General features: G+C 65.9%; 16 protein-coding genes. 10 read left to right on the top strand and 6 right to left on the bottom strand.

What is annotated here, in order from left to right; all coding sequences use genetic code 11:
• Window positions 1–4 precede the first annotated feature (4 nt).
• A complete protein-coding gene (gene fghA / locus ABIE58_RS12240; RefSeq protein ID WP_354545005.1) occupies window positions 5–838 on the top strand; it encodes an S-formylglutathione hydrolase in 834 nt (277 codons plus the stop codon).
• Between the two features lie 24 nt (window positions 839–862).
• Here fghA and dnaE read toward each other — a convergent pair whose 3' ends face one another.
• On the bottom strand, window positions 863–4,363 hold the full coding sequence (gene dnaE / locus ABIE58_RS12235; protein WP_354545004.1) for a DNA polymerase III subunit alpha: 3,501 nt from the start codon (window positions 4,361–4,363) through the stop codon (window positions 863–865).
• A gap of 134 nt (window positions 4,364–4,497) precedes the next feature.
• Between dnaE and ABIE58_RS12230 the strand changes: the two genes are divergently transcribed.
• The 4 genes from ABIE58_RS12230 to ABIE58_RS12215 are packed head-to-tail and all read left to right on the top strand — an operon-like array spanning window position 4,498 to window position 9,124.
• Entirely contained in the window at window positions 4,498–6,015 is a 1,518-nt protein-coding gene (locus ABIE58_RS12230; protein WP_354545003.1) for an ABC transporter ATP-binding protein, read from the top strand.
• Between the two features lie 15 nt (window positions 6,016–6,030).
• Entirely contained in the window at window positions 6,031–7,113 is a 1,083-nt protein-coding gene (locus tag ABIE58_RS12225) for an ABC transporter permease (protein WP_354545002.1), read from the top strand.
• On the top strand, window positions 7,113–8,027 hold the full coding sequence (locus ABIE58_RS12220) for an ABC transporter permease (RefSeq protein WP_354545001.1): 915 nt from the start codon (window positions 7,113–7,115) through the stop codon (window positions 8,025–8,027). The genes ABIE58_RS12225 and ABIE58_RS12220 overlap by 1 nt, the downstream gene beginning before the upstream one ends.
• A gap of 23 nt (window positions 8,028–8,050) precedes the next feature.
• The gene (locus tag ABIE58_RS12215; RefSeq protein WP_354545000.1) at window positions 8,051–9,124 is read left to right on the top strand and encodes a BMP family ABC transporter substrate-binding protein; all 1,074 of its coding nucleotides are present in this window, start codon (window positions 8,051–8,053) and stop codon (window positions 9,122–9,124) included.
• Window positions 9,125–9,251: 127 nt separating this feature from the next.
• On the opposite strand, the gene ABIE58_RS12210 is transcribed toward ABIE58_RS12215, so the two are convergent.
• The 3 genes from ABIE58_RS12210 to ABIE58_RS12200 are packed head-to-tail and all read right to left on the bottom strand — an operon-like array spanning window position 9,252 to window position 11,306.
• Window positions 9,252–9,872 (bottom strand): class I SAM-dependent methyltransferase, encoded by a 621-nt coding sequence (locus ABIE58_RS12210; protein WP_354544999.1) that lies wholly within the window; start codon window positions 9,870–9,872, stop codon window positions 9,252–9,254.
• 16 nt (window positions 9,873–9,888) lie between these two features.
• Complete coding sequence (pssA, locus tag ABIE58_RS12205) at window positions 9,889–10,632, bottom strand: CDP-diacylglycerol--serine O-phosphatidyltransferase (RefSeq protein WP_354544998.1); 744 nt, start codon at window positions 10,630–10,632, stop codon at window positions 9,889–9,891.
• A complete protein-coding gene (locus ABIE58_RS12200) occupies window positions 10,629–11,306 on the bottom strand; it encodes a phosphatidylserine decarboxylase (protein WP_354544997.1) in 678 nt (225 codons plus the stop codon). Before ABIE58_RS12200 ends, pssA begins: the two co-directional genes overlap by 4 nt.
• 110 nt (window positions 11,307–11,416) lie before the next feature.
• On the opposite strand from ABIE58_RS12200, the gene ABIE58_RS12195 reads away from it, so the two are divergent.
• From ABIE58_RS12195 to ABIE58_RS12185, 3 genes are read left to right on the top strand one after another with little or no spacing between them, the layout of a single operon-like run.
• The gene (locus ABIE58_RS12195) at window positions 11,417–12,355 is read left to right on the top strand and encodes an aldo/keto reductase (protein ID WP_354544996.1); all 939 of its coding nucleotides are present in this window, start codon (window positions 11,417–11,419) and stop codon (window positions 12,353–12,355) included.
• Window positions 12,352–13,008, top strand: coding sequence for a DUF938 domain-containing protein (locus ABIE58_RS12190; RefSeq protein WP_354544995.1), 657 nt, complete (start codon window positions 12,352–12,354; stop codon window positions 13,006–13,008). The genes ABIE58_RS12195 and ABIE58_RS12190 overlap by 4 nt, the downstream gene beginning before the upstream one ends.
• Window positions 13,009–13,057: 49 nt before the next feature.
• Window positions 13,058–13,795: a GH25 family lysozyme gene (locus ABIE58_RS12185; protein WP_354544994.1), complete on the top strand. Its 738-nt coding sequence runs from the start codon at window positions 13,058–13,060 to the stop codon at window positions 13,793–13,795.
• Between the two features lie 29 nt (window positions 13,796–13,824).
• On the opposite strand, the gene ABIE58_RS12180 is transcribed toward ABIE58_RS12185, so the two are convergent.
• On the bottom strand, window positions 13,825–16,332 hold the full coding sequence (locus tag ABIE58_RS12180; protein WP_354544993.1) for a GcvT family protein: 2,508 nt from the start codon (window positions 16,330–16,332) through the stop codon (window positions 13,825–13,827).
• A 195-nt stretch (window positions 16,333–16,527) separates the two neighbouring features.
• Between ABIE58_RS12180 and panB the strand changes: the two genes are divergently transcribed.
• Both panB and panC read left to right on the top strand, forming a co-directional pair.
• Entirely contained in the window at window positions 16,528–17,352 is an 825-nt protein-coding gene (panB, locus tag ABIE58_RS12175; protein ID WP_354544992.1) for a 3-methyl-2-oxobutanoate hydroxymethyltransferase, read from the top strand.
• Window positions 17,349–18,191: a pantoate--beta-alanine ligase gene (gene panC, locus ABIE58_RS12170; RefSeq protein WP_354544991.1), complete on the top strand. Its 843-nt coding sequence runs from the start codon at window positions 17,349–17,351 to the stop codon at window positions 18,189–18,191. The genes panB and panC overlap by 4 nt, the downstream gene beginning before the upstream one ends.
• Before the next feature lie 210 nt (window positions 18,192–18,401).
• On the opposite strand, the gene ABIE58_RS12165 is transcribed toward panC, so the two are convergent.
• The gene (locus ABIE58_RS12165; RefSeq protein WP_354544990.1) at window positions 18,402–19,388 is read right to left on the bottom strand and encodes a P1 family peptidase; all 987 of its coding nucleotides are present in this window, start codon (window positions 19,386–19,388) and stop codon (window positions 18,402–18,404) included.
• Window positions 19,389–19,404: the final 16 nt, after the last annotated feature.

Genomic DNA, 19,404 nt, shown 5'->3' with positions numbered 1-19,404 from the left:
CAGAATGCAAACCATTTCCGAGAATGCCTGCTTTGGGGGCATACAGGGCGTCTATACGCATCCTTCCGAGGCGTGCGGTTGCGATATGACCTTTGGCCTTTTTGTGCCCGAAGAGGCGCAGGGCGGCCCGGTGCCGCTGTTGTGGTATCTTTCGGGGCTGACCTGCACCCATGAGAACGCGATGGTCAAGGCCGGGATGCAGGGCTGGGCCGCAGAGCAGGGCATCGCGGTCGTGTTCCCCGACACCTCGCCGCGCGGGCCGGGCGTGGCCGATGATGACGCCTTTGACCTCGGGCAGGGCGCGGGCTTCTACGTCAACGCGACGCAGGCCCCGTGGGCCGCGCATTACCGCATGTGGGATTACGTGGCGACGGAATTGCCCGCGCTTCTCGGGGCCGGGTTTGCACTCGACATGGAGCGGCAGGCGATCACCGGCCATTCGATGGGCGGGCACGGCGCGCTGACGCTGGCGATGTCGCTGCCGGGGCGGTTTCGCTCGGTCTCGGCCTTTGCGCCGATTTGCAACCCCACCGGCGGCGATTGGGGCCGCAAGCAGTTCGCCGCCTATCTCGGGGAGGACGAGGCACGCTGGGCAGCGCATGATGCAAGCCTCTTGATGGCCGCGCGCGGCTTTGACGGGCCGGTGCTTGTCGATACCGGCACGGCGGATCAGTTCCTCGATCTCTTGCGCCCCGAAACGCTTGCCTCTGCCGCGCTGGCCCGCCGCCAGCAGGGCACGTTCCGGATGCAACCGGGCTATGACCACAGTTATTTCTTCATCGCCAGTTTCATGGAGGAGCATATCGAATTTCACGCCGAGGCGCTGTGGCGCGACTGACGGCGCGGCCCTGGCCCGGCGCGCTCAGATTTCCTCGACCATGACCACGCCGGTCAGGCTGCGGATCGCGCCCTTGATCTGGGGGGTGACGGGGTATTCGGTGCCGCTGTCGATTTCGACCTCGCCGGGCAGGCCCTCGCCCAGAAGCCGAAACCGGATCGGGCCGGGGCGGGTGCTGCGTGCCGCGCTCATGGCCCCCTCCATCACCGCCGCGACCGAGGCGATGGCCTCTGCCTGATCGACAAAGACGCACAGCCCCACCGCGCCGGCATCGGCCACCATGCCATCCACCGGCTGCACCGTGCGGCCAAGCAGTTTCAACTGATCGGCCTCCATCGTCGCCTCGGCGGTGATGACGACCTGTGCGCCGGTTTCCAGGAAATCGCGGGATTTCTCCAGCACTTCCGAGAACAGCGTGACCTCGTATCCGCCCGTCGGATCGCTCAGTTGCGCAAAGGCAAAGCGGTTGCCGCGCGCCGATTTGCGCTCTTGCCGCCCGGCGACGACCCCGGCCATTTTTGCCAGGAACGGCCCCTGCGCGGCGCGGGCTGTCACCTCGTCGAGGGTCTTGACCTCCTGGCGTTTCAGCACCGTCATGTAATCGTCGAGCGGGTGGCCCGAGAGGTAGAACCCCACCGCCGCGAATTCCTCGGTCAGCCGCTCGGCGGGCTGCCAGTCATCGACCGGGGCAAGGCGCGGCTCTGGCAGATCCTCGCCTGCATCGCCAAAGAGCGAGACCTGATTTGAAGCCTTTTGTTCATGGATCGCCGCCGAATAGCCCATCAGCGCCTCGATGCTCTCGAACACGCGGCGACGGTTGCGATCGAGCGCGTCGAACGCGCCTGCGCGCGCGAGCATTTCCAGCGGGCGCTTGCCGATACGCTTGAGATCGACCCGGCGCGCCATGTCGTAAAGCGTGGCAAAAGGCCTGTCGCCGCGCCCCCCGGTGATGAGCTTCATCGCCTCGACGCCCACGTTCTTGAGCGCGCCCAGCGCGTAATGCAGCACGCCGTCGCGGACCACGAACGTGGCGTCGGAGCGGTTCACGCAAGGCGGCGCCCAAGGCAGGCCAAGCCCCTTTTTCACCTCTTCGAAATACACCGTCAGCTTGTCGGTGAGGTGGATATCGCAATTCATGACACCGGCCATGAATTCCACCGGGTGATTGGCCTTGAGCCACGCCGTTTGATAGCTCACCACCGCATAGGCGGCGGCGTGGGACTTGTTGAAGCCGTAATTGGCGAATTTATCCAGGAGGTTCCAGACTTCGAGCGCCTTGGCGTCATCGACGCCGTTGGCCTTGGCCCCTTTGATGAACTTGGGCCGCTCGGCATCCATCGCCGCCTGGATTTTCTTGCCCATCGCCCGGCGCAACAGGTCGGCGCCGCCAAGGCTATAGCCCGCCATTTCCTGCGCGATCTGCATCACCTGTTCCTGGTAGACGATGATGCCCTGCGTCTCGTCGAGGATGTGATCGACCGACGGGTGAAGGCTGTCGCGCGCGCTCTGCCCGTTCTTGACCTCGCAATATTTCGGGATGTTCTCCATCGGGCCGGGACGGTAGAGCGCGACAAGCGCCACGATATCCTCGATGCAGGTGGGCTTCATCCGCTTGAGCGCATCCATCATCCCTGAGCTTTCCACCTGGAACACGGCCACGGTGCGCGCGCGGGCATAAAGCTCGTAGGTCTTCGGATCGTCGAGCGGGATTTGCCCGATATCGTTCTCGGCCCCCTCAAAGGGCTGGTAGATGGTGCTGCCATCGGCGGCGACATGCAGATCGCGCCCCGAGGCGCGGATCTGCTGAATCGCGTTCTGGATCACGGTCAGCGTCTTGAGGCCGAGAAAGTCGAACTTGACCAGCCCCGCCTGTTCCACCCATTTCATGTTGAACTGCGTGGCGGGCATGTCCGAGCGCGGATCGCGGTAAAGCGGCACAAGCTCATCCAATGGGCGATCACCGATCACCACGCCTGCGGCATGGGTGGAGGCGTTCCTGAGCAGCCCCTCGACCTGCTGGCCATAGCGAAGCAGCCGGTCCACCACCTCTTCGGCCTGCGCCGCCTCGCGCAGGCGTGGCTCGTCGGCGAGCGCCTTTTCGATCGAGACGGGTTTGACGCCCTCGACCGGGATCATCTTGCTGAGGCGATCCACTTGCCCATAGGGCATTTGCAGCACCCGCCCGATATCGCGCACGGCGGCCTTGCTGAGCAACGCGCCAAAGGTGATGATCTGCCCCACCTTGTCGCGGCCGTATTTCTCCTGAACATAGGCGATCACCTCCTCGCGGCGATCCATGCAGAAGTCGATATCGAAATCGGGCATCGACACGCGTTCAGGGTTGAGGAACCGCTCGAACAGCAGCTTGTAGCGCAGCGGGTCAAGGTCCGTGATCGTCAGCGCATAGGCCACGAGGCTGCCCGCCCCAGAGCCGCGCCCCGGACCCACCGGGATATCGCGCTCCTTGGCCCATTTGATGAAATCGGCCACGATCAGGAAATAGCCCGGAAAGCCCATGCCCTCGATGATACCCAGCTCGAATTCCAGCCGTTTTTCATACTCTTCTACCGGGGCGGCATGGGGGATGACCGAAAGCCGCGCCGCCAGCCCCTCGCGCGCCTGACGGCGCAACTCGTCCACCTCGTCATCGGCGAAACGCGGCAGGATCGGGTCGCGCTTATACGCGCCGAAGGCACAGCGCCGCGCGATCTCGACCGTGTTTTCAAGCGCCTCGGGCAGGTCGGCGAAAAGCGCCGCCATCTCGTCTTGTGATTTGAAATAGTGCTGCGGCGTGAGGCGGCGGCGCGGGGCGTTCTGGTCGACATAGGCCCCGTCGGCCACGCATAAAAGCGCGTCATGCGCCTCATACATCTCGGGCTTGGGGAAATAGACATCGTTGGTCGCGACCAGCGGCAGGCCCATCGCATAGGCGATCTCGACATGGCCGCGCTCTGTCAGACGCTCGGGTTCGGGCGCGCCGCCCTCGCCGGGGTGGCGCTGCAACTCGACATAGAGCCGGTCGCCGAACGCCGCCTTGAGCCGCGTCACGAGCGCCTCCGCCGCCGGGCGCTGCCCTCCCTGCAAGAGCCGCCCCACCGGGCCGTCGGGGCCGCCCGTCAGGCAGATCACCCCCTCGGCATGGGTCGCAAGCTCCTCCGCCGTCACATGCGGCAGGCTGCCATCGCCGCGCAGGTAGAGGCAGGAATTGAGCTTCATCAGGTTGCCGTAACCGGCCTCGTTCTGGGCCAGCAGGACCACCGGCGCGGGCGGCTTGGCGCGCTCGCCCGGTGCCGCCTCCTGATAGGCCAGATCGACCTGGCAGCCCATGATCGGCTGCACCCCCGCGCCCTGCGCCGCCACGGAAAATTCCAATGCGGCGAACATGTTGTTGGTGTCGGTGACGGCGACAGCAGGCATTCCCGCCTTGTCGCACAGGCCCGGCAATGTCTTGAGCCGCACCGCCCCTTCAAGGAGCGAATATTCGGTATGCACCCGCAGGTGGATGAATCGGGGGTTGCCAGACATATGGGCAGACTAGCCGCAGCCTTGCGGGAACGAAAGCCTGCCTGCACCACAATCCATTGCCGAACCCCCAAAGGCTGGTCTAGGGTCTGACAAACACAGGGAGCGGCCCCGCCAAGGGGCGGGGACAGACGCGCGTGACCACGCCTTTGCTGAGCATCAATGGCCTCACCAAGGCCTATCCGGGTGTCATTGCCAATGACGCGGTGTCGTTTGATAGTCGCGCGGGCGAGGTGCATGCACTTCTGGGCGAGAATGGCGCGGGCAAGTCCACGCTGGTCAAGATGGTCTATGGCCTCGTGAAACCCGACAGCGGCACGATGTCCTTGCGCGGTGCGCCCTATGCACCCGCCAATCCTTCGGCGGCGCGCGCGGCGGGGGTGGCGATGGTGTTTCAGCATTTCTCGCTCTTCGATGCACTGAGCGTGGCCGAGAACGTGGCGCTTGGGATGGAGCATCCGCCCCCCATGCGCACGCTTGCCGCGCGCATTCGCGAAGTGTCGGAAACCTACGGCCTGCCGCTCGATCCCGCGCGCCTCACCGGCGATCTGTCGGCGGGAGAGCGGCAGCGGGTCGAGATCATACGCTGCCTGTTGCAGGAGCCGCGGCTTCTGATCATGGACGAGCCCACCTCGGTGCTGACACCACAAGAGGTGGAGATCCTGTTTGCCACGCTGCGCAAGCTCACCGCCGAGGGGGTGGCGATCCTCTATATCTCGCACAAGCTGGAGGAAATCCGCGCGCTGTGCGATGCGGCAACGATCCTGCGCCACGGGCGCAACGTCGGCACCTGCGTGCCGCGCGAGACCTCGGCGCGCGAGATGGCCGAGGCGATGGTGGGCGCAAGTTTTGCCGCGCCGCGCCGCGCCGCCCATACCCCCGGCGCGGTGGCGCTTGAGGTGGCGGCACTCTCGCTGCCCGCGCCCTCGGCCTTTGGCTGCGCGCTGCGCGATGTGTCCTTCACCCTCCGGCAAGGCGAGATCCTCGGGATCGGCGGGGTCGCGGGCAACGGTCAGGACGAGGTTCTGGCCGCGCTCTCGGGCGAGCGGCTGACCGATCCCGCCACGGTGCAACTTGATGGCCAGCCCATCGGGCGGCTTGGCCCCGATGCGCGGCGTGCGCTGGGCCTGTCGGCCGCGCCCGAGGAACGGCTTGGCCACGCTGCCGCGCCGGACATGAGCCTGACCGAGAACGCCGTGCTGAGCGCCGCCGCGCGCGAAAACCTCACGCGCCACGGCTTTATCCGCTGGGCGGCGGCGCGTGCCTTTGCCACCCGCGTGATCGCGGCATTCGACGTGCGCACGCCGGGGCCGGAGACGGCGGCGCGCGCGCTGTCGGGCGGCAACCTCCAGAAATTCGTGATCGGGCGCGAGGTGCTGCAACGCCCCCGCGTTCTGGTGGTCAACCAGCCGACATGGGGCGTCGATGCCGCCGCCGCTGCCGCGATCCGGCAGGCGCTGCTTGATCTTGCGGCGGATGGCGCGGCGATCCTGTGCATCAGCCAGGACCTTGACGAGTTGATGGAAATCGCCGACCGCTTTGCCGCGCTCAACGAGGGGCGGCTCTCGGAAGCGCGCGCCACGGCGGGCCTCAGCCTCGACAAGATCGGCCTGATGATGGGCGGCGCGCATGGCATGGAGGTGGCGCATGTCTGACGCGAGGCGCGCGCCATGCTGAGGCTGGAAAAGCGCCCGCAGCCCTCGCGGCTCTGGACCTATGCCACCCCGCCGCTGGCGGTGGTGATCACCATGATCGCGGGCGCGGCGCTTTTTGCCGCGCTGGGCAAGGACCCGGTCGAGGCGATCGCAACGATCTTCTGGAAGCCGCTTTTCGGCGAGTTCTCCTTTTACTACCGCCCGCAGCTTCTCATCAAGGCGGCGCCGCTCATCCTCATCGCTATCGGCCTCAGCCTCGGGTTTCGGGCAGGCGTCTGGAATATCGGCGCGGAGGGGCAGTATATCCTTGGCGCTCTGGCGGGGGCAGGCGTTGGTCTTGCGTTTTATCCAACCGAGAGCTGGGCCGTCTTTCCGCTGATGGTGCTGGCAGGGGCGCTTGGCGGCTGGGCCTGGGCGATGATCCCGGCGCTACTCAAGGTGCGGTTCGGCACCAACGAGATCCTCGTGTCCTTGATGCTGGTCTACGTGGCCGAGCAGTTGCTGGCGGCGATGGCGCTGGGGCTGATGCGCAATCCCGAGGGGCGCGGCTTTCCCGGCTCGCGCAATCTGCGCGATTATCCCAGTGCCCATAATGCCGATATCATCGCGGGCACGGGGATGCATTGGGGGGTGGCGGCGGCGGTGATCGCGGTGATCCTCGCTTATGTGCTGCTATCACGTCATATGCTTGGCTTTCACATCCGCCTCGCCGGGCAGGCCCCGCGCGCGGCGCGTTTCGCGGGCGTGCGCCCCGGTCGGCTGGTGATTTTCTGCCTTGGCACTGCGGGGGCGCTGGCCGGGCTGGCGGGGATGTTCGAGGTGGCGGGCCCCGCCGGGCAGATCAGCATTGATTTCAACGTGGGCTATGGCTTTACCGCGATCATCGTGGCCTTTCTGGGACGGCTGCACCCGGCGGGCATCGCGCTGGCGGGGCTCTTGATGGCGCTCACCTATATCGGCGGCGAGATGGCGCAATCGACGCTGGGCCTGCCCGCCGCCGCGATCCAGCTTTTCCAGGGGATGCTGCTGTTTTTCCTGCTGGCGGTGGACCTGCTGACGAATTACCGCATCCGTATGCGCAAGAGGGAGGCGGCCTGATGGGCGCGATCGACCCGAGCCTGCTATTGGCCGCGATCATCGTGGCGGCAACGCCCATTCTGCTGGCCGCGCTTGGCGAGTTGGTGGTGGAGCGCGCGGGGGTGCTCAACCTCGGCGTCGAGGGCATGATGATCACCGGCGCGATCTGCGGCTTTGCTGTGGCCGTCAATTCCGGCTCGCCCGCGTTGGGATTCGTGGCGGCGGCGGCGGGCGGCGCGGTGCTGGCGCTGCTTTTCGCGGCGCTCACGCAAATGGCGCTGGCCAATCAGGTGGCGAGCGGTCTGGCGCTGACGCTCTTTGGTCTCGGGCTGTCCTCGCTGCTGGGGCAGGGCTATCAGGGCATCAAGCCGCCGTCCGTGCCCCGGCTCGATCTCGGGCCGCTCAGCGACCTGCCTTTCCTGGGCCGTGTGCTCTTTTCCCACGATCTGATGGTCTATCTCGCGCTGGCGCTGGTAGCGGTTGTCTGGGCGATGCTGAAATATACCCACGCGGGGCTGATTCTGCGCGCGGTGGGCGAGAACCACGACGCCGCCCATGCGCTCGGCTACAGGGTGGTGCGGGTGCGGGTGCTGGCGATCCTTTTCGGCGGGGCCTGCGCCGGGCTGGGCGGGGCCTATATCAGCCTCATCCGCGTGCCCCAATGGACCGAGGGCATGACCTCGGGCGCGGGCTGGATCGCGCTGGCGCTGGTGGTCTTTGCCTCGTGGAAGGCGGGGCGCGTGCTGCTCGGGGCCTGGCTTTTTGGCGGGGTCACGGTGTTGCAGCTCAACCTGCAGGCAGCGGGGCTTGCCATCCCGGTCGAATATCTTTCCATGTCGCCCTACTTGATCACCATCCTTGTGCTGGTCATCATGGCGCGCGACAAATCCCGCGCGCCCGCATCCTTGGGTCGCGTCTTTCACGCCTCGCAATAAGATCAGAACAGGGAGACACCTGCATGAACCTCAGACATCTGTTGACCACAGCCACGCTTGCGCTCGGCCTTGCGACCGGGGCGGTCGCGCAGGACAAGACCAAGGTGGGCTTTATCTATGTCGGCCCCATCGGTGATGGCGGCTGGACCTATGAGCATGACAAGGGCCGCCTCGCAGTCGAGGCGCATTTCGGCGATGCGGTCGAGACGATCTATCAGGAGAGCGTGCCCGAGGGCGCGGATGCGGAGCGCGCGATCACGCAGATGGCGTTGCAGGGCGCGGACCTGATATTCACCACCTCGTTCGGCTTCATGGAGCCGACGCTGGCCACCGCCGAAAAATTCCCCAACGTGAAATTCGAGCACGCCACCGGCTACAAGACCGCGCCCAATGTCAGCACCTATTCAGCGCGGTTCTACGAGGGGCGCGCCGTGCAGGGCCATATCGCGGGCAAGATGACCAAATCCAACATCATCGGCTATATCGCCTCCTACCCGATCCCCGAGGTCATCCGCGGCATCAACGCGGCCTATATCCACGCGAAAAAGGCAAATCCCGATGTCGCATTCAAGATCATCTGGGCCTATACGTGGTTTGATCCCGCGAAAGAGGCCGACGCCGCGCAGGCGCTGATCGAGCAGGGTGCGGATGTGATCCTGCAACATACCGATTCCACCGCGCCGCAAGCCGCCGCCGCGAAGGCCGGAAACGTCATCACCTTCGGGCAGGCCTCGGATATGGCCGAATATGCGCCCCATCCGCGGGTGTCGTCGATCATCGACAACTGGGCACCCTACTATATCGCGCGCACGCAGGCGGTGATTGACGGGACGTGGGAGAGCCAGCAGGTCTGGCACGGTATCGACAAGGGCATGGTCAAGATCGGCGAAATCACCGACGCGGTGCCCGCAGATGTGAAGGCCGAGGCGCTGGCGCTGAAGGCCGCGATGGCGGATGGCAGCTATCACCCCTTCACCGGCCCGCTCAAACGTCAGGATGGCAGCGCGTGGCTCGCCGAGGGCGAGGTCGCCGACGATGGCACGCTCGCGGGCATGGATTTTTATGTCGAGGGGATCAGCGGGCAAATCCCGAACTGATCGCGCGACGACGGAAAGATACTGGTCGTGCCGGGTGCGGCGCGACCAGTTGCAAATATGGGGATGATTGCCGAGGCGCTCACGCGGGCCTTGCGCAGACGTTGAAGAAGCCGCACGGGTGCAAAACTCAATTCACCCGCTTTTCCAGCACAAGAAACGTCATCATTCCCATCGGCGGCAGGTCGCGGCGGGTGAGGATGTGCAGGCGCGGGTCTTGCAGGACGGCGGCGATCTCGAAATCCGAGTGCCAGCCCAGCACCCGCTCCAGCGGCGCGGCGGCGCGGGCGAGACCGGCCCAGACGCCGCGCTCATGCTTGAAATGGTTGGTGATGACCACCTGCCCGCCGGGGCGCAGCACGCGGGCGATCTCGGACATAACGCGTTCGGGCTCGGGGACCACCGACAGCACATGCATCGCCGCCACCGTGTCAAAGCTGGCATCGGGGAAATCGAGCTGGCGCGCATCCATCTGGCGCAGCGCCGCGACATTGCGCAGGCGCAGTTTCGCTACCCGCGCGCGCGCCTTGCGCAGCATGTCATGACTGTAATCCATGCCGGTGATACGCAGCGCGCGATCATAGGCCCCAAGCGACAGGCCGGTGCCCACGCCCACCTCGAGGACATCGCCGCCGCGCGCGTTGATATAGGTCACCGCCTCGCGCCGTCCGGCATTGGTCAGCTTGCCAAAGGTCGCATCATATACCGGTGCCCAGCGGGCATAGCTGTTTTTTACCGCGTCAAGATCCATCGCCTGCTTCTTTCACTCATGAATTTTGGTTTTTGGGATACCAGATCAAGGCCGCCCAGATCACGACCGCGACATAGGCAAGGCAGAGCACGATCAGCGCCCCCCATGTGAAAAGCGCGAGGGCGGCGGCCACGCAGGCGAAGGCCAGCAGAAAGAATTTCACGTTCTCGCGCGAAATCTTGGTCCGCTTGAACGACCAGACCGGCACGGACGAGATCATAAGGAAGCCGACCCCGGCCATGTAAAGCGCCACCAGCGGCGCGGGCGGCTGCGGCATCCCCGGCACGGCGAAGGTGAAAAACATCGGCAGCATCGCCAGGAGCGCGCCTGCCGGCGCGGGCAGCCCCTCGAAATAGGCCCCCGATCCACCCTTGGCCCCTTCCTCGCGGGAACTGACGTTGAAGCGCGCTAGGCGCATCACGCCGCAGACCGCGAAGAAAAGCACCGCGAGCCAGCCCGCGTGCCGCATGTCCTGCAAGCCCCAGAAATAGATCACCATCGGGGCCGCGACGCCAAAATTGACGAAATCCGCCAGCGAATCAAGCTCGGCCCCCATCGCCGAGGTGCTGCGCAAGAGCCGCGCAAGCCGTCCGTCGAGCCCGTCGAGAATACCCGCGACAAGCAAAAGCTGCACCGCGCGCACGTAATCGCCCTGCACCCCCATGCGAATCGCCGTGACACCCGCGCAGATCGCCGCCACGGTGAGCATGTTGGGCAAGAGCTGCGCCAGCGTCAGTTCCTTGCGCGGGGGGCGGCTCATGCGGCCCCCTTTGTGGTTGCGGTCTCGGCGATCACCGTCTCGCCTGCCACCATCGTCTGTCCTACCCGCACCAGCGGCACCACGCCGTCGGGCAGGTAGACATCGAGCCGCGAGCCGAACCGGATGAGGCCAAAGCGCTCTCCGCGCCCGAGGCTCTGGCCCTCGCCGGTGAAACAGACGATCCGCCGCGCCACCAGCCCGGCGATCTGCACCACCGGCAGGGGGCGGCCATCGGCCATCTCGATGACGATGCCGTTGCGCTCGTTATCGGCGCTGGCCTTGTCGAGCGAGGCATTGAGAAACTTGCCCGCGCGATAGGCCACCCGCGTCACCCGCCCGGCCACCGGCGCGCGGTTCACATGGCAGTTGAAAACGCTCATGAACACGCTCACCCGCGTCAGGGCCACATCCGGCAGGCCAAGCTCGGCAGGCGGTACCGCAGGCTCGATCAGCGATACGATACCATCGGCGGGGCTTATGATCAGGCCGGGGCGCGCGGGCGTCACCCGCTCTGGATCGCGGAAAAAATAATAGCACCAAAGCGTCAGCCCCGCCCCGATCCAGCCCAGCGGCTCCCAGATCACGAACAGCACCAGCGCGATGGCGGCAAAGATCGCGACGAACCGGCGCCCCTCGGGGTGCATCGGCTTGATGAATGTCTCGTGCATCTTCATGGGCGGCGGTGTCCTCGGGCGCAAAACTCTGCCAATCGCCTAAGCCCCCTCCCCCTCAAATGCAAGGCGGCACCTTTTCATCCCGCCCGCCGCGTGGCACCTTGCGCGCCATGAGCACCCCGATCACCTCCCCCGATGGCACCCCCGCGAGCCGCTTTGCCTTTGGCACCATGCAATTCGGCGGCACGGCGGATGAGGCCGCCTCTCGCGCCATGTTCGAGGCCTGCCTTGCGGCGGGCATCACCCATTTCGACACCGCCTATCTTTATACCGATGGCGCGGCGGAAACCCTGCTTGGCCGTTTTGCCGCGCCCCATCGCGACCGGCTCGTGATCGCCACCAAGGCGGGCTATTCGGGCGGCGCGGGGGCCGCGAATATCCGCGCGCAATTCGATCTGTCGCGGCAGCGGCTGGGGATGGATCACGTCGATATCCTCTACCTGCACCGGTTTGATCCCGACACCGCCCTTGAGGAAACGCTGGAGTGTTTCGCCGACCTGAAATCGCGCGGCCAGATCAGCCATGTCGGCCTGTCGAATTTCGCCGCATGGCAGGTGATGAAGGCGGCTTGCCTTGGCGCGCGTCTCGATCTGCCCATTTCGATCCTGCAACCGATGTATAACCTCGTGAAACGGCAGGCAGAGGTGGAAATCCTGCCGATGGCCGCCTCCGAGGGGATGGTGGTGGCGGGATATTCGCCGCTCGCAGGGGGGCTGCTCACTGGCAAATACGCGCGCGGCGAGACCGGGCGGCTCACCGGCAATGAGCGCTATGCGGTGCGCTATGGGCAAGACTGGATGCAGGAGGCGGCCAGCGCGCTGGTGGAGATCGCCGCAGAGCTGCGCACCGATCCCGCGACGCTCGCCGTGGCCTGGGCCGCGCACCATCCTACGGGGCCGGTGCCGATCATCTCGGGGCGGTCGGCGGCACAGATCGCGCCCTCGCTCGCGGCGGCGGATTTCGCGATGGATGACGCGCTCTATCGCCGCCTCGCCGCGCTCACCCCGGCCCCGCCCCCGGCGACCGACCGCACCGAGGAGGGCGCATGACCGCGCGCCGCCCGCTGCCGCCGATGGCCTCGGTCGCGCATCCCGGCGAGGGGGCCAAGCTGCACGCGCCCTCGGCAGAGCGCAACGCGGGGCCGATCAGCGACGCGCTTTGCCGCATCGCGCCGGGGGTGGGCCGCGCGCTGGAACTGGCCTCGGGGACCGGGCAGCATGTGGTGGCATTTGCCCGCGCCATGCCGGGGCTGGCGTGGCAGCCCACCGAGATCGACCCCGCCCGCCGCGCCAGCATCGACGCCCATGCGGCAGAGGCGGGTTTGGCCAACCTCCACCCCGCCCTGCCGCTTGACGCGACCGAGCCGGGATGGGGCGCGGCCCATGCCGGGCAAGACCTGATCTTGCTGGTGAACCTCTTGCACCTCATCAGCACACCCGAGGCGCAGACCCTCATTCGCGAGGCAGGCCGCGCGCTTGCACCCGGCGGCTGCCTCGCGCTTTACGGGCCGTTCCTGCGCGAGGGGCGCGCCACGTCGGAGGGCGACGCGCGGTTTCACGCCAGCCTTGCGGCGCAAGACCCCGAGATCGGCTACAAGGACGTGGCCGAAGTAGCGACATGGCTGAGCGATGCCGGTCTCGCACCGCAACCGCCACGTGCGATGCCCGCGAACAATCTCTTTGTGGTGGCTTGCCACGGTTGATGCCGATAACGATTGATCGTGTGTAGCGGTTTCATTCGGGGGATAATCTATGCTTCGAGGGGTCCTGTGCTGCCTTGCACTTCTCGCAACCCCGGCGCTTGGGGCCGGGCCGTTCGGCGATTACGATCCGGTCGATTTCGACCCCAAAGGGCCGCAATCATATGCCGTTCACGGCATCGACGTGGCCCGCTTTCAGAATGAGATCGACTGGCGGCGGGTGGCCGCGTCGGGGGTGGGGTTTGCCTTCATCAAGGCGACCGAGGGCGGCGATCTGAAGGATCCGCAATTCGATCGCAACTGGCAATTGGCCGCGCGCCACGGCATCGCGCGCGGGGCCTATCACTTCTACTATTTCTGCACGCCCCCCGAGGTGCAGGCGCGGTGGTTCATCCGCAACGTGCCGAAACGGGGCAAGGCTTTGCCGCCGGTGCTCGACATGGAATGGAATCCGTTTTCGCCCACCTGCACGGTGCGGCCACCGGGGGCAGAGGTGCGCAGGCAGGCGCGCGTTTTCCTAGACATGGTGGAGCGCCATTACGGCCAGCGCCCGATCATCTACACCACTCCGGAATTCTACGCACAGACCGGGATCGGGCAGGTTCAGGCAGAATTCTGGCTGCGCTCGGTCGCGAAAACGCCCGATCAGGTCTATCCCGGCCAGCCTTGGGTGTTCTGGCAATATACCGGCACGGGGGTGGTGCCGGGGGTGGAAGGCGGCGTGGATATCAACGCCTTTCGCGGGTCGGAGCGCGCGTGGCGCAGGTGGTTGAAGAGCCATGAAAGATGAGGGGGCACCCGACGGCCCCCCTTTTGCGCTCACCCATCCTTGCGGATCGTCTCGTTTTTCGGATCATAGGGGCTGTCGCAGGTCACGGTCGCATCCCAGAGCCGGTCGAGCATCTTGACCTTGAGCTTGGTGCCTTCAACCGCTTGCTCAGGTTTGACATAGCCCATGCCGATGGATTTCCCGAACGCCACCGAATAGCCCCCCGAGGTGAGACGGCCCACCCGTTCGCCGCTTTCGGTATAGAGCACCTCGCGGCCCCACGGGTCGGCATCCTCCGGCCCGTCGATCAGAAGCGTGCAGCATTTCACGCGCACGCCGGTTTCAACCATCGCCGCCTTGCCGCGAAAGTCTTTTTCCAGATCGACAAAGCGCGGCAGATCGGCCTCTAGCGGCGTGGCGTCGCGGCCCAGCTCGTTGCCGAAGGCGCGATAGGATTTTTCCTGCCGCAGCCAGTTTTGCGCACGCGCGCCGACCAGTTTCATGCCATGCGCCGCGCCCGCCTTTTCCAGAAGGTCGAACAGGTAATTCTGCATCTCAATCGGGTGATGCAATTCCCAGCCCAATTCGCCGGTATAGGCGACGCGGATGGCGTTCACGGGGCACATGCCCAGTTCGATCCGTTGCGCGGAAAGCCACGGGAAGCGCTTGTTGCTGAGCGCCGTTGCCGGGTCGGCATCCTTGATGACCGCGTTCAGAACATCGCGAGATTTTGGCCCGGCGATGGCGAAGACGCCCCATTGCGTGGTCACGTCCTGAATTTCGATATAGCCAAATTCGCCCGCCATATCCTCGGCCGATTTGCGCAGGTAATCGGCATCGTATTCCGTCCAGGCCCCGGCGGAGACGCAGTAATATTCGTGCTCTTTCAGGCGCACGATGGTGTATTCGGTGCGCGTGGTGCCGCGATCGGTGAGCGCATAGGTCAGGTTGATGCGGCCCACTTTCGGCAGCTTGTTGCAGGTGAACCAATCAAGGAAGGCCGTGGCCCCCGGCCCCTTGATGACATGCTTGGTAAAGGCGGTGGCATCAATGAGGCCCACGCCCTCGCGGATGGCTTTAGCCTCGTCCACCGCATATTGCCACCAGCCGCCACGGCGAAAGCTGCGCGCGTCGTGATCGAAGGTTTCAGGCGCGTCCAAAGGCCCGAAATAATTGGGCCGCTCCCAGCCGTTGACAAAGCCGAACTGCGCGCCGCGCGCCTTTTGGCGGTCATAGGCGGGCGAGGTGCGCAGTGGGCGGCAGGCGGGGCGTTCCTCGTCGGGGTGGTGGAGGATATAGACGTGGTCATAGGCCTCCTCGTTCTTGCGCGCGGCAAACGCGGTGGTCATCCAGCTTGACGAATAGCGCTTGGGGTCAAGGCTCGCCATGTCGATCTCGGCCTCGCCATCGACCATCAGTTGCGCGAGGTAATAGCCGGTGCCGCCCGCCGCGGTGATGCCGAAGCTGAACCCTTCGGCCAGCCACATGTTGCGCAAGCCCGGCGCGGGGCCGACCAGCGGGTTGCCGTCGGGGGTGTAGCAGATCGGGCCGTTGAAATCATCCTTGAGGCCCGACTCTTCACAAGACGGGATGCGGTGGATCATCGCCATGTATTGCTCTTCGATCCGCTCCAGATCGAGCGGGAAGAGATCGGCGCGGAAACTGTCTGGCACGCCATATTCAAAGCAGGCGGGCGCGTTTTTCTCGTAGACCCCCAGAATCCAGCCGCCACGTTCCTCGCGCACGTAGGATTGCGCATCGGCGTCGCGGATCACCGGATGTTCGCGGCCACCGTTCTGGCGGAATTCGACCAGGGCCGGGTCCTTGTCCATCACGATGAACTGGTGTTCCACCGGGATCGCGGGGATCTTGATGCCAAGCTTTTTCGCCGTGGTTTGGGCGTGGTTGCCGCTGGCGGTCACGACATGCTCGGCGGTGATCACGATCTGCTCGTCAGAGGGCACCAGATTGCCGCCCCGCTCCACCATCTTGGTGCAGGTCACTTCCCAGGCGTCACCATTCCAATGGAAGGCATCCGCCTGCCATTTGCGCTCGATCATCACGCCACGCTGGCGCGCGCCCTTGGCCATCGCCTGCGTCACGTCGGCGGGGTTAATGTAGCCGTCCTCGGTGTGATAGATCGCGCCCTTCAGGTCGGATGTCTCGATCAGCGGCCAACGTTCCTTGATCTGATCCGGGGTCAGCCACTCATAGGCCACGCCGCAGGTTTCGGCAGTCGAGGCATAGAGCATGTATTCATCCATGCGCTCCTGCGTTTGTGCCATGCGCAGGTTGCCGACCACGGCAAAGCCGGCGTTCAGGCCGGTTTCCGCCTCAAGCGTCTTGTAGAAATCGACCGAATATTTATGAATATGGGTGGTCGCAAAGGACATGTTGAAGAGCGGCAAAAGCCCCGCCGCGTGCCATGTGCTGCCAGAGGTGAGCTCGTCACGCTCCAGCAGCATCACGTCGGACCAGCCCGCGCGGGCCAGATGATAGGCGATGGAGGTGCCGATCGCGCCACCGCCGATGACGAGGGCTTTGACTTCGGTTTTCATGGCGTGCGACTCCCTTGGGGCATACTCTCTCGGGGCGATATTTATCAGTCCTGCGATATCGCGCGAAGCCCATCCGACCCAACACCGCCCGAAAGCGACGAAACGTCGTAACCGGGCGGGAAAACAAGGGGTGTGGATATTCCCCGCCGCGCTTGGTAGCTTGCGCCGCAACGCAGAAAGCCCAGAGGGATCGCCATGAGCGCCACCGCCCGCAAGACCGCCCCGCTGCCCGATGACATACGGGCAATGAAGGGCCGCGCGCCCATCGTCTCGCTCACCGCCTATACCACGCCGATGGCGCGGATGATGGATGCGCACTGCGATTTCGTCCTCGTCGGCGACAGCCTCGGCATGGTGGTGCATGGCCTGCCCTCCACCCTTGGCGTGACGATGGAAATGATGATCCTGCACGGCAAGGCGGTGGCGCGCGGCCTCACGCGCGCGATGCTGGTGATCGACATGCCGTTCGGCAGCTACGAGGAAAGCCCCGCGCAGGCGTTTCGCAACGCCGCAAAGATCATGGCCGAGACGGGCGCGGCGGCGGTCAAGCTCGAAGGCGGGCAGCACATGGCCGAGACCATCGCCTTTCTGGTGGCGCGCGGCGTGCCGGTGATGGCGCATATTGGCCTCACGCCGCAATCGGTGAACACGCTCGGCGGCTACAAGGTGCAGGGGCGCGGGGCCGGGGCCGAGCGGCTCTTGGCCGATGCGCGCGCGGTGAGCGATGCGGGGGCGTTCTCGGTGGTGTTGGAAAAGCTGCCCTCGGCGCTGGCGGACCGGATCACGGCAGAGATCGCCATTCCCACCATCGGCATCGGCGCAGGCGCGGGCTGCGACGGTCAGATCCTTGTCGTCGATGACATGCTGGGCCTTTTTACCGCGTTCAAGCCGAAATTCGTCAAGCGTTACGCGGAATTGGGCGAGGCGGGCGAGGCCGCCATCGCAGCCTTTGCCAGCGAGGTGCGCGCGCGCGCCTTCCCCGCGCCCGAGCATGGCTTTGCCGAGGAGGCACCGCGTTGAGCGCGCCGATCCTGCGCCGCCTCGATGATCTGCGCCACATGACCGCCCCCTGGATTCGCGCCGGAGAGCGCATCGGCGTGGTGCCCACCATGGGCGCGCTGCATGACGGGCACCTGTCGCTGGTGGCGGCGGCCAAGGCCGCCTGTGACCGGGTGATCGTGACCATTTTCGTCAACCCCAAACAGTTCAATAACTCCGCCGATCTGGCCAATTACCCCCGCACCGAGCGAGAGGACGCGCGCAAGCTTGCACGCTTCGGCGTCGATGCGCTCTGGGTGCCGGATGGTGACCAGATGTATCCCGCAAGTTTCGCCACCACCGTTTCGGTCGCGGGGCTGACCGATGTGATGGAGGGCGCGTTTCGCCCCGGCCATTTCGACGGCGTGGCCACGGTGGTAACCAAGCTTTTCACCCAGACCAGCGCCACGGATGCGTTTTTCGGCGAGAAGGATTACCAACAGCTTCTGGTCGTGCGCCGCATGGCCGCCGATCTTGATCTGCCGGTCACCGTGCATGGCTGCCCGACGATCCGCGATATCGACGGGCTGGCGCTGTCGTCCCGCAACCTTCTGTTGTCGGACCGCGCGCGCACCCTCGCCCCGCGCCTGCACGAGGAGATGGAGGTGATTGCCCTTGGGCTGCGTGAGGGGCGCGCGTTCGACGATCTGCGCGAGGCGGCGCTGGCGCGGCTCGACAGGGCCGGGTTCACCGGCGCGGATTATCTCGATCTGCGCGCGCAGGACGATCTCGGCACGATTGCCGCCCCCGACCGCCCCGCCCGCCTCTTTGCCGCCGCATGGCTTGCCGGGGTGCGGCTGATCGACAATATCGCGGTCTGATTGCCTGACGTAACGTCATGCCGCGCACAGGGGCAAAGGTAAGGAAAACCTGACGGGACAAGCGCGCAATTTTTCCCCATGTATCTGGCGTAGGGCTCGCGCAGGATTGCGAGGGTAATGAGTGTCCCCTTTACCGGTGTCCGGCGCGCCACCACTCTCGTCTGTTGTGTGCCGATCGGCCCCGGTGGAAACACCGGGGCCGCGTTGGTCTCAGCCAAAGCGCGCCGACCATGCCGGCACCGGATCGCCTGGACAGGGCCGCGCGGCATGGATCGCACGGGCAATCGCGCGCGCCATCGTGCAGGCGGCAGCGTGCCCCAGCAGCACCTGCGTGGGCATATCGGGCGCAGGCCGCGCGCCGGTGGCGGCGGCAAAGATCGCATCGCCATCCATCAGCGTGTGCGAGGGCACCAGCGCGCGGGCCAGCCCGTCATGCGCCGCAGTCGCCAGCCGCGTGCATTGCGCCTGTGTGAGCGTGGTATCGGTGGCAATGATGCCGATGGTGGTGTTGGCATTTGGCGCGTGTTTGACCGGTGCGGCGAGCGGGTCGGGATACGCACGCGCGGGGCCAAGCCCGCCGAACTCATCGCCGATCTCGAACGGCGCGGCCCAGAAATGCGGCCCCGCGCCCACCGTCGCCCCCCCGAGCGCGTTGACCGCCACCAGCGCGCCGACCATTGTGCCATCGGGCAGCCGGGTCGAGGCAGAGCCAAGCCCGCCCTTGAGATTGGCCGTGGTGGCCCCGGTTCCCGCCCCTTCGCTGCCGATGGCGAAATCCTCGGACGCACCCGCCAGCGCGGCCCGCCCGAGGGCATTGTAGGGGTTGGTCGTCCAGTCGCTCTCGCCGCCATTCAACAGATCGAACAGGATCGCCGCCGGAACGATAGGCACGCGGGCCGCGCCCACGGCAAAGCCGCGCCCCATGTCGCGCAAGCCCTCGGCCACGCCTGAGGCCGCATCGAGGCCAAAGGCCGAGCCGCCCGAGAGCACCAGCGCATCCACCTGTTGCACCGCGCGGTCGGGCGCGAGCAGATCGGTCTCGCGCGTGCCCGGCGCGCCGCCCATGACATGCACGCCGGCGGTAAACGGCGCATCGGCGGTGAGCACCGTCATCCCCGAACGCAGGCCCGCATCGCCTGCATTGCCGACGCGAAGCCCGGCCACGTCGGTGATGAGGTTGCGCGGTCCGGTCTGCATCTGCGTCCTCCCGTTC

The sequence above is a fragment of the Roseovarius sp. MBR-78 genome, assembly GCF_040547535.1.
Taxonomy (GTDB): Bacteria; Pseudomonadota; Alphaproteobacteria; order Rhodobacterales; family Rhodobacteraceae; genus Roseovarius.
Note: the sequence above shows the minus strand (reverse complement) of the source record. Positions and strands in the feature narration are given on the sequence as shown.